This window comes from Flavobacterium sp. (assembly GCF_044361065.1).
In the GTDB taxonomy this organism is placed as follows: Bacteria; Bacteroidota; Bacteroidia; order Flavobacteriales; family Flavobacteriaceae; genus Flavobacterium.
In genome coordinates, this window is record NZ_JBIKJI010000054.1 from 1 (window position 1) to 11,685 (window position 11,685).

At 35.3% G+C, this 11,685-nt stretch carries 8 protein-coding genes; 1 reads left to right on the top strand and 7 read right to left on the bottom strand.

Annotated features, from left to right (window positions below; all coding sequences use genetic code 11):
- The 3 genes from ACIQ11_RS04945 to ACIQ11_RS04955 form a co-directional block, all read right to left on the bottom strand.
- Nucleotides 1-4,245, bottom strand: a 4,245-nt coding sequence (locus ACIQ11_RS04945; RefSeq protein ID WP_396153365.1) for a choice-of-anchor J domain-containing protein, incomplete at its 3' end; no start/stop codon positions are given.
- A 736-nt stretch (nt 4,246-4,981) separates the two neighbouring features.
- A complete protein-coding gene (locus tag ACIQ11_RS04950) occupies nt 4,982-5,530 on the bottom strand; it encodes a sugar transferase (RefSeq protein WP_396153368.1) in 549 nt (182 codons plus the stop codon).
- Nucleotides 5,531-5,548: 18 nt separating this feature from the next.
- Nucleotides 5,549-7,438: a polysaccharide biosynthesis protein gene (locus ACIQ11_RS04955; RefSeq protein ID WP_396153370.1), complete on the bottom strand. Its 1,890-nt coding sequence runs from the start codon at nt 7,436-7,438 to the stop codon at nt 5,549-5,551.
- 118 nt (nt 7,439-7,556) lie between these two features.
- Between ACIQ11_RS04955 and ACIQ11_RS04960 the strand changes: the two genes are divergently transcribed.
- On the top strand, nt 7,557-8,105 hold the full coding sequence (locus ACIQ11_RS04960; protein WP_396153372.1) for a DUF3575 domain-containing protein: 549 nt from the start codon (nt 7,557-7,559) through the stop codon (nt 8,103-8,105).
- A 423-nt stretch (nt 8,106-8,528) separates the two neighbouring features.
- Here ACIQ11_RS04960 and ACIQ11_RS04965 read toward each other — a convergent pair whose 3' ends face one another.
- The 4 genes from ACIQ11_RS04965 to ACIQ11_RS04980 form a co-directional block, all read right to left on the bottom strand.
- Entirely contained in the window at nt 8,529-8,909 is a 381-nt protein-coding gene (locus ACIQ11_RS04965; RefSeq protein ID WP_396153374.1) for an HU family DNA-binding protein, read from the bottom strand.
- Between the two features lie 373 nt (nt 8,910-9,282).
- The gene (locus ACIQ11_RS04970) at nt 9,283-10,422 is read right to left on the bottom strand and encodes a DegT/DnrJ/EryC1/StrS family aminotransferase (RefSeq protein ID WP_396153376.1); all 1,140 of its coding nucleotides are present in this window, start codon (nt 10,420-10,422) and stop codon (nt 9,283-9,285) included.
- A 9-nt stretch (nt 10,423-10,431) separates the two neighbouring features.
- Complete coding sequence (locus ACIQ11_RS04975) at nt 10,432-11,019, bottom strand: sugar transferase (RefSeq protein ID WP_396153378.1); 588 nt, start codon at nt 11,017-11,019, stop codon at nt 10,432-10,434.
- Nucleotides 11,012-11,685: DegT/DnrJ/EryC1/StrS family aminotransferase (locus ACIQ11_RS04980; RefSeq protein WP_396153380.1), on the bottom strand; the 674-nt coding region annotated here is incomplete at its 5' end. The genes ACIQ11_RS04975 and ACIQ11_RS04980, both read right to left, overlap by 8 nt.

Below are 11,685 nucleotides of genomic sequence, written 5' to 3' on the forward strand. Positions count from 1 at the left end.
ATTGGTTATTCCAATTTCTTGACCTATCGTGTTGTATAGCTTAACCGTTGCCTGTGCAGATGAAGGCAATTGTAAGTAGAAACCATTTCCTTTAGAAGGATTTGGGTATAAACCTACTTGACTAGCAAATGTATCAGTACTAAGCACCGCGTTTTGGAATACAATTTTGAAACGATTTTCACTGTATGATGCCACATTGCTTGTGGTTGCAAATGATGCTAAATATGCTTGTGAAGTAGAAATTTCTGTTTGTGTGTTTAAGAAAGTATCTACTAAATATGGTGTTAAAGCTGTATCAAAATTAGTAGTTTGAATTTTAAACGTATAGTTCTTATTAGCGCCTAAACGAATCGTTTTCATCACTAACTCATCTGATGTAGTTACTGGTGCTGCGGCATCAATGGCTAGTTTGGTATTGTTTCTAAACCACGCAATGTTTTCACCTGCTGCTTCTAATTTCGTAGCATCACCAAGTCCTAATTCGTTTGAGTAATCAGAACTAAAAACAGCTTTCGTTGCATCAATAGGATACCCGCCAATTGCCAATTCATTAGGATCGTATAACGCTACCCCAAAAGTAGGAGTATTTGCGGTTCTAAATACATTGGCACTAGTTGTGGCTTTGTGTGCTTCTTCGAAGGTTAATGTCCCTGCACTTGAACCTGTATTCTTTACGAAAAACGCTTGTCCCGGTTGAATGTATCGGCCAACTTGAGATGCTGGTGTATCTAAGTAATTATTAGTTAAACCGTTAAAAGAAACATAACGTCCACGTTGAGTACTTGTTCCCATATTAGGATCCCAGGCCCAATACGTTGCTTCGATACCAGATTTTGTTACGGCATTCCAATCTACTGCGCTTTGGTAGGGGTTACCTACTAAACTATAACCATTAGTAACTGTGTTAGTTGTATTATTAATGGCAGGTGTGCTGCTTGCATTTAAGATAACAGTTCCTGTTTTTAAAGTTCCTGTAGCACTTAATGTGATGGCTGCATTCATATTATCCGTTGTGGCAGTTGTAATATTTGTAGCCGTTCTATCGCCTCTAACCAACATTCTATATCCAACCCCTGCCGTTAAATTCGTTGCATTGGTGTTGAGAATTGGTGTCCAACCCGAGCCAGATAACGCATTGTTGTTATACGTATACATCGACGGATTATTGGTTTCAGTAGCATCAAAGCCTAAACCAGTTGTACCTAAACCACCAGTAATATGCGTTTGTCCTTGCCAGTTACCTGAAATAAAGTTGGTAGTTGTTACCGCTGGACTTAATAATCTAAAAGCACGTTTGCCAGATGGTATGAAACGCTCTACGGTAACACTGTTTGCTCCAGTAAGTGTTCCAGTTGTTAATGGCCCCAACATAGCAGTACCTGTAGCATTTGATTTAAACGTTACTGGTCTTCCACCAAAATTAGCGGTTCCTGCAATTGTTAATACTTTACCTGGGGCAATTGTTAATTCTCCTCCAGTTAAAGTTAAACTTTTACCTACAGGAATAGTAACATCTACATCCATAATAGGGGCATTTGAACCGTTTGAAGAAATTAATACATCATCAGTAGCAGTTGGTACCCTGGTTAATGACCAGTTGCTTGCCGTGTTCCAAGAATTACTTGTAGTACCTGTCCAGGTGTTTGGAGTAAGTATTATTGAAATATTATCAACATACAATTGATTCATATCTGCATCAGAAAAAGCATTAAAACCAAAATAGTAAACGCCAGTAGTACTAGGAGTAAAATCTACTGTACTTATTACCCCAGGAAAGTTATCGTTTACTATATTAGTATGTGTTGCTAATACTGTTGTCATACTAGCACTTGAAGCCGAAACTCCATAAGCTACTTTTAAATTTTCTGGGAAACCAACACCAGTACCTGTATAATTATAGGAAATTCGATAAGAAGTCCCTGCCGTTAAATTAATACCAGCAGTGTAAAACCAAGCGTTTGCAGCATTAGTGCCATTATATGAATAATTTAAACATTTGGTGAAAGAATTAACTGTTTTCCAATTATTTCCTGTTCCTGCATTTTCAATACTGGTACAAATAGGTAATGCAGGTATAGTTACACTTTCAAAATCTTGAGAATAGGGTACTGAAACAGGATTACATTGTGTTGTAAAACTTGCACTTGCTACCCATGTACTTACATCTCCAGAACCACAATTAGAACGCACCCATGAATAATAAGTGGTACTTGCTGTTAAACCACTGTACGCATAAGTTGTTCCTGACGGCACATTGGCAGATGGCGTTGTGCCAGCTAAAGGCGCAGTATTTGTTGTGCTATAATACACGTCATAACCACTTCCAGGTGCAGATGCAGGTGCTGTCCAAGATAATGAAGCACTATTATTAGTTATAGAAGATAAGACCAACGTATTTGGAGGTAAACATGAGGGTATGGCTTCCACACTATAATTATCAAATGCTAAATAATAATCGCCACTTGTTCTATTTCCAGTGAGACGAATACGAATGTTTTGCCCTGCATAAGCGCTTAAATTAAGTACATATTCTTGCCACCCAGCAACAGCATTGTTTGCAATAGTTTCAACATTTGTGTAACTTGTACCATTATCTGTAGAAATAGCCACTATAAAATCACCACTTCCACTTGCTGGAGGAGCATACGGAGAACTATAATTTGCTAATTTATACTTTACTACAAAACGGTAATTTGATGGAATTGAACCAATTATTGGCGTAGTAACAGCAGCAGTAACTCGAGTGCCATATAGATTTACATACCAATAATTTGAACTTAACGCTGGATCTAATGCTGCAGTTGATCCCACAGCAGCACCAGATGTAGTTTGCCAGTTTGGAAATGTAGCTACTCCTGTTGCGAAACCTTCTGACCAAGGTGTTGGAGAAATACTTGATGTTGTCACTGAAATGGCGTTGGTGCCAGCGGTTGTGTTATAATAATTATCGAATGTAGTTGTTCCACATCTTGTATATTCAAAAACTTTAACGTAATAGGTAGTGCCCAAAGTAAGACCTGTTACAGTAACAGTTGTTCCTGTGTCGTCATATACAATTTGTTGTCCACTTCCAGCATACACCGTATTTACTGTAGGCGCTGCTGCTCCAGTTGAATTTGAAGGATCAACGATGGCAGTATCGCTTACATACACCACACGTCTGTTACCGTTACCATTTACCCATGTAGTGGTAAAACCTGTGTAACTAATTGAAGAAGCTACCGCATTTGTAACCTGTGTAGCTGGATTAGCAGGCGGATTAATTGACACAGAAGGTGTTGCCGCAGCACCGCCACCATTAGCACACGTTACATTACAACGGTAGTAAATAGTTGTACCTGCAAAAGCTGGAGGCGTATAGATTGCAGTTGTAGCCCCAGTACCAGTAGTAACATTGATCCAATTTGAATCATCCGTAGATTGTTGCCATTGAAAAGTAATTCCAGTAACGCCTGAAGAAAAACCTGTATTCACTAGATTTGGTACTGTTGCACCACTACACAAATATTGATTTGCTGTAGAAATAGTACCTGCTGTTGGCGAACCAGAACAAGGAACTGGTGGTGTCCAAGTGTAAGTTAAACCTGTTGAAGGAAAAGCAGCTGGAGAGGTAGAAGTTAATCGAACATTATGACCAGTTGATGTAGCAGCAGCAGTATTACTCCAACTAGGAGTTGCTGTAGGAACAGTAGTTGTTAATCTTCTCGCGTTAAAGTCTGTAGTTGTTGATCCTCTCAAACCTACTTGTGGAACTAACGATGAGGTTGTATTTACAGTAGAAAAATTACTATATACAATAACGATTTGTCCATTTGACGTGTTTAATCGAATTTGAAAATCGAATATTTCAGCAGAAGTAGAAGTCGTATACCTAGCAAAATCATTCCATTGAAAAATTATTTCATTTCCTATTTGTTCCCAACGTATTTCTGGCGTTGTACCAACTGCATTTGCATCCATTAAATCACATGCTAATGCTGCAATAATTCCTGTTGCTGCATTAGAAGAAGCTATAGGAGCTGTTGAATTAGAAAATGAAGTAACTCCTAATGCTAAATATGCATCGTCATTTACTCGTAATGAAGTGATTGATGCCCCATTAAATGGAAAAGCTGTTGGTAAAGTTACCGTTGCACCTCCTGAATCTAATGCATTCCCGCTTCTAACAACCGTTCCACCTGTAATAGGAGTATACGTTCCAGCAGTAGATGAAAAGGAATACAAATTAACCTGCCCCCACCCCATACTTGAAAAAAGCAAAATGAGTAAACAAGTAAGGTGTTTGATTGGTTTGGTACAACTTAAAAAATAGTTTTTTAAGTTTTGCACTTGTTTAGTACTAGTTTTTTGTGTAATTGATTTTGTCATAAATGCAATAAAATAGGTTAATAAATGAGGTATTGTAAGTATAGTAATTCTATTATTAACAATGTTACAATATATTTCTTTTATTTATACACTATTTTCGATGAAGTGTTCGTTTTTTCGATGAAAAACGTTTTTTTGGTTTTGTTTAGGGGGTGAAAGGGTGTGGGGTTTTGGGTTTTGGGTGTGGGGTGAAAGGGGTTGTGTTCACGTGTGAACAGGATTGCCTACTACGTAGGGGATTCTTCGCAAGCTCAGAATGACAATTAGGGAATGAAGGATAGTGGCTTCGAGAGCCTCAGCCACCCTAAAACCTGAAAAACATATATAGTTATAGCCAAACAGAAAACCTCAGCACCATCTTAAAATAATATAAAAATTTCTATACCGTTGCCTGAGGTTCTCAAAGGCAAAAGGGTTGGTTTTGGGTTAAAGGCTTAAGGTGAAGGGTAAAAGGGGTTGTGTTCACAAGTGAACAGGTTGCCTACTGCGTAGGGGATTCTTCGCAAGCTCAGAATGATAATGAGGGAATTAGCGAATGTGATAATGATGGAATTATGGAATGTCACAATTAGGTAATTAGTACTAATTACTATTCCCTTTTACCCTAAACCCTTCACCTTTTACCCATAAAAGTCTCTACATCAAAAGAAACGGGAAACAAGGTGTAAAAAAGGATTTGTAAGTCCATACTAATAGTGCGATTTTGGGCGTACCATTTGTTAATTCGTACTTTGTCTGGCCAGATGACCTCATCGTTATACAGTTGTGGATTGGGTTGTTGGGCTAAGATGTGTTCTTCGTTGCGGTATTTTAAAGACGCTAAACCCGTGATGCCTGGTTTTAGGTTTAAGATAATACGGTCTGCACCCTCTAATTTGTCGGCATAGCCAGCTACATCTGGACGAGGTCCTACAAAAGTCATTTCGCCTTTTAAAATATTAAGTAGTTGCGGAAGTTCGTCTAACTTGGTTTTTCGTAACATTCGTCCCCAAAAAGAGGTTTTATTTGTTTTAGGATGAAGGGTCCGCAACTTATAAATCAGAAATGATTTTCCGTATTGCCCTATTCGCTTTTGTGTAAAAAAACCATTTGATTGTGTGTCAATTGCTGTGATAGCTATCACTAAAAGTAAAAAACCTACACCAATTACTAGAATTACCATATTAGTAGATTAACGAAGCTATTCTTGTGGGTTTTGAATAAATTCGGGCACCAATTCCTTAATTACCGTAATTAAATCTTCTTTACGCTCAAACGAATTGTCTTTTAATTTGAATAGAAATTCACTTACACTTTCATGACAATGCACAGGGTCTTGTGCAATAAGAATTTTTGAATGATATGTTGGTAATGTTTTTGAGGAGTCTGCCAATAATTCTTCATATAATTTTTCTCCTGGACGTAATCCAGAATATACAATATCAATGTCTTTATAAGGTTCTTTCCCGCTTAAACGAATCATTTTTTCTGCTAATTCTCTAATGAAAATTGGTTTTCCCATATCAAAAACAAAAATCTCACCTCCAGCACCCATTGTTCCTGCTTCTAAAACCAGCTTACACGCCTCTGGAATCGTCATAAAGAATCGATTGATTTCTGGATGCGTTACGGTTATTGGTCCACCATTTTTAATTTGCTCTTCGAAAAGGTTTACTACAGATCCATTAGAGCCGAGTACATTTCCAAAACGCGTGATGATAATTTGAAGCTTTTCATTGCTTTTTTGTTTGTAGAAGAATGACTGAACTAAAATTTCAGCCAATCGCTTAGATGCCCCCATAACATTGGTAGGGTTTACGGCTTTATCTGTTGATACAAACACAAAACGTTTTGATCCAAATTGTAGTGCTGCATCTAACACATTTTTGGTTCCAAAAACATTAACTTTTATGGCTTGCATAAAATTGTTTTCTAAAACGGGTACGTGTTTGTATGCTGCTGCATGAAAAACAATTTCTGGTTTGTATTTTTCAAAAACCGTTTGAATTTCTTTTAAATTGGTAACGTCTACTAATTCATATTCGCAAGTAATTTGCGGAAATGTGGCTGCCATTATAAGCTGAATGCTGTTTAAAGGGGTTTCTGCTTGATCTACTATTACAATTCTGCATGGGTTGAATTTCGCAATTTGATTGACAATTTCACTTCCTATAGATCCTGCGCCGCCCGTTACTAAAACGGTTCTTGCTTTAAAGGTTTCAATTATATTTGGATTATCAATACTTATTGTATCTCTAAACATCAATTCGTTAATGGTGTATTTTTTTAATGATTTTACAGAGTTTACATCGGAATCAAAGTCGCTTACTAACTTGGCATTGTACACATTAATTTTATATCGCAAACAATCATTTAATAATTCTAATTCTTCATTTTCTGGTAAATAATTTTTTATTAATACCACGTGTTTGATTTTATTGTATCGGAGTATGGAAATAATGGAATTTGATTTTGCAACGACCGGAATTCCTAATATTTTTTTGTCATTTAGGTGTTTGTTTTTATCTATAAAGAACTGTAATTTATAGGCAGAACTATCATTTACTAGCGCTTCTCCTAATGCAATAGTAGTACTGTTTACCCCAATAATTACAATGTTTTTAGCTTTTTTTTGATCTTCTGCCCCAGTAAAGTATTTAAAAAGTGTTTTAATAAAAATTCTAAAAGTAATTAAGAAAAAACTGATTAAAAGAGTGGAGAAAAAAATTTGAATTAAAACAAAAACATGTGCATTGTATAATAAAAAATATATTGTATCAAAAGCGACAATAGTAATAAATGCGGAAAAAGTCGATTTAAATATTCTGGTCGCATCTTTTAAACTGGAATACCGAATGATTCCTGTGTAGGTTTTAAAAACAACAAAATAGAACATTAATGTCCCTAGAAGTATCGTTAATCTTGTAACTGATGGTAGGACTTTATAAAATTCGACACCTAATAATTTAAATACAGCAAAATTTGAGATTGCCACAAAAGCTGAAATAACAAAATCTATTGCTAAAATTGACCAATTTGGTAAAAAGGATAATTTTTTTAAATTGATGTAGGCTCTAATTTTATTTTGCATATTTGGAATCTATTATTTACACAAAGTTATGGTTTTTTTAACTAAATAAAATATAAGATTGGTTTTTTTCGGTTCTTGTTGAAAATTTAAATACTTATATTTACCAAAAAATTAAATTATGAATCGATTTTTAGTTGTTTGTTTTGTGTTGTTTTTTAGTAGTGTTGTTGGACAACAAAGGGTTCATGTGAATGCCGCTACCACGCTACTTGGCTTTCCTTCAGTAGGTTATGAAAAGGGGTTGGGAAAACGATTTAGCTTTCATGTTGATGCTATTGGATCTACTTTTAATCGCTATCATAACATGCCTTTGAAGTTTTTAATTATTACACCTGAAATTCGCTATTATTCGAAGCCCGAACTAACAGGTTTTTATGTGGGTGGGCACCTAGGTGGTAGTACGTTTCATCTTCAAAAATACAATTATGCCAATAGTAATTATTACCAGAAAGGATATAATTATATGGCCGGAATTAGTATTGGTTATGTGTATGCGTTGTCTGATAAATTTGCTTTGGAAGGATTTGTTGGTGGTGGCACGATTCAAAGTTTTTACAAAGGCTACGATAGCACAACAGGTGTAAGATATGAAGATGCTGATAAATTTAATAAAAGCGGTGAATGGTTACCGTATCGTGGTGGAGTGAATTTGATTTGGAAAATTTAGTTTAGATCTTTAGATTATTAGATTGTTAGACTGTTAGATTTTTAGATAGATGAAGTGGAAATTTGGGATTTACGATTTGGGATTTACGAAAACTAAACGCTTATACTTTAACCGCAAGGTTCGCCACGTTTTTCGCGATGCGCACAAAGGGAATTTAGATAATGTGCCAATTAGTGAATTAGATATTTAGATTTTTTTAGATAGATAAATTAAGATTTTGGAGTCACGATTAGGTTTTTTACACGTTAAAATTGAATTACAGAATTCCTCAAAGGAATGCATTAAAAGCTCAAAGTATATGACCAAATCCTTTGAAGAATGCAGCAAAAGATTTGAGGTATATACTAAAAGCTTTGAGGTTTTTTGCTGTTCTGCACAAAAAAAACCGAGGCATACACCTCGGTTCTTTCCACGCCTAACGCATTAGTTTGTTTTTCTGTAGCGTAACTCGTTGGACATTTTACTGAGTTTTTTTCCTGGTCTAAAACGCACCCTGCCTTTTACAATGTCAGTAGCGGTGACATCTTCTAAAGTGTCTTTCCCTGCTGATTTTAGGGTTACGTTAAAACTTCCTAAGCGGCCTACTCTTACAATTTTACCTTGTTCTAACTGACGTAGAATATTACGTTCTAACGAAAATAAAACGGCTATGCAGTCGCTTTCAGTTAAGGTGGTTTCGTAAGCAATTTGCTCAGCTAAAAAATCAAAATCTACTTCACCATCCGAGATAGCAGTTGCGTAGAACTTCTCTGGGGCTGCCAAGTCCTGTGGGTTTTTTTTAGGCAAAATTTTAAATTTAATCATTTCGATAAATTTTAATTATTAAAATTACTTTGAAAAAAAATTACAACCGCTTTGATTTAACCGGTGTGCAAAACATGTTGTTATTCTTTTTCTTTTTATTAAAACAGTAAAAGCTGTTTTTTGTTTTTAAAAAAACAGGCGATTTTGAATAAAAAATAAGTATTTTTATTATTATATACTTGATTTACAATGCTTTAGCTTTTTTAATATTTAACACAAATTTAACATTTTACAGCTTTTTTCACCTAGTAGCTATGCTACATCTGGGCATAAAAAAATCCGCAAAAAGCGGATTTTGGATTTACGATTTTGGATTTTGGATTTACGAAAGGCTGACCGCTGATTGCTGATAACTCTTCTCATTACAATTTAACTACCCAAACACCGATTTAATTACCATTGAAATTCTTTCGCGGTCTATGTCGGAAAGGTTGGAGCCTGAAGGCAAACACAATCCGTTTTCGAATAAATTTTCAGCTACTTTTTTGCCGTAATAAGGATAGGTTGAAAAAATGGGTTGTAAATGCATCGGTTTCCATAACGGACGGGATTCGATGTTTTCAGCTTCAAGCGCTAAGCGAAGAGTTTCAGCTGTTATGCCGTTGGTTTTTGTGGCATCTATAGTAATGGCACTTAACCAATAATTGGCAAAATAATCGTCGTTTGGAGTAGAAAATACTTCCACACCTTCAATTGATGCAAAAACTGCTACATAAAAATCATGCATTTGTCTGCGTAAGGCAACATGTTCGTCTAAGACTTCCATTTGACCTCTACCAATACCCGCACAAATGTTGCTCATGCGGTAGTTGTACCCGATTTCACTATGTTGGTAATGTGGCGCATTGTCTCTTGACTGCGTAGCATAGAAAATGGCTTTTTCTTTTAGTGCTGCTGTTTGCGTTACTATGGCTCCACCACCTGAAGTAGTAATGATTTTATTGCCGTTAAATGACAAAATACCAATATCCCCAAAGGTGCCACATTTTTGTCCTTTGTAGGCACTCCCTAAAGCGGATGCTGCATCTTCTAAAATTGGAATTTGATACGTATCTGCTACTGCTCTAACTGCCTCTATTTGATAGGGCACGCCAAATAAATGTACTGCGATAATCGCTTTTGGTTTTTTCCCTTTTTGAATGCTATCTTGTATCGCTTGTTCTAAAGCTTGAGGACATAGTCCCCAAGTTGTGGTTTCGCTATCCACAAAAATAGGCGTAGCGCCTAAATATAAAATTGGGTTGGCAGAAGCAGAAAAAGTCATCGTTTGACAAAGTACGGCATCACCTGCTTGTACGCCCAATAAAATTAACCCTAAATGAATGGCAGCTGTTCCTGAACTTAAAGCGCCTACGTGAACATTAGCATCCAAATAGTTTTCTAAGTCTTGCTCGAAACCATTTACATTAGGACCCAATGGCGCTACCCAATTGGCATCAAAGGCATCTTGAATGTACTTTTGTTCGGTGCCTCCCATGTGGGGAGAAGAAAGCCATATTTTAGTATTTGTCATTTATATATATTAAAAAATAATCTTCCATATCGTAGCAAAAATAATTTTTAAATATTCTATAACATTATTCTTCTCAATAAAAATTAAATTGTATTTAATCTTATCTGGTAATATTATATTAATGTAATCTGTTTCTGGGTCTATTGATTTTTCTAAAATAGTATTTTCATCTTTATATTTAATTGAAGCCCAATCAGTAATACCTGGTCGAATTTTCAATACCATTTTTTGTTGTTCAGTATACAACTCTACATATTTTCGGACTTCAGGTCTTGGACCAACAATACTCATATCACCTATAAGTACATTAAACAACTGTGGTAATTCATCTAGCTTAAATTTACGCAAATAATACCCAACAGATGTTATTCTAGAATCTCGACCACCTACTGTTAATAAACCTAATTTATCTGAATTCAAATACATTGTACGAAATTTAAAAACATAAAAATCTATATTATGAATTCCAACTCTTGATTGCTTATAAATCAAAGGTCCTGAAGAATTTAATTTTATTAATAAACTCACCAAAATAAAAAAAGGCATCAAGAAAATAATGCCTATTAAGGAAAAAATAAAATCTAATAATCTAATCATTATTAATTACTTTTTGATACGATGTTAAAATTGAATCGCAAATATAATCCACTTCTTCATTTGTTAATTGTGGATAAATAGGCAATGAAATTTCTCTAGCGTAATTATTATACGCAATTGGATAATTTTCTATCTTGTATCCTCTGTCCTTAAAGACAGTCAACATGGGCATGGGTATAAAATGAACATTTACAGAAACCCCTGTTGTTGTAACATTTTCAATTATCAAATCTCTTTGATCTTCAGTAATCGAATTAATCCTTAACGCATATAAATGAAAACACGATTTTCGGTCACTATCTTCTAAAAGTGGTAGTTGAAAAAAAGGATATTGACTAAAAAAAGCATAGTATCGTCTAGCCACTCTTTCTCTTTCAACTAATAGAACTTCATTATATTTTTTAATTTGTGCCAATCCAATTGCTGCACAAATATCTGGCATATTTACCTTTAATCCCGCAAATAAAATATCGTATTTCCACCCACCTGCTTGTGATTTTGTAAAGGCATCTTTGTTTTGACCATTTAAAGTATATAGTTTCATTATCCTGTACTCCTCTTCATTATTAAATGACTGAGGTAAATTAAGACAAATGGCACCTCCTTCAGCGGTTGTAATGTTTTTTACGGCATGAAACGAGAAAATAGTAATATCAGTTAATTTAC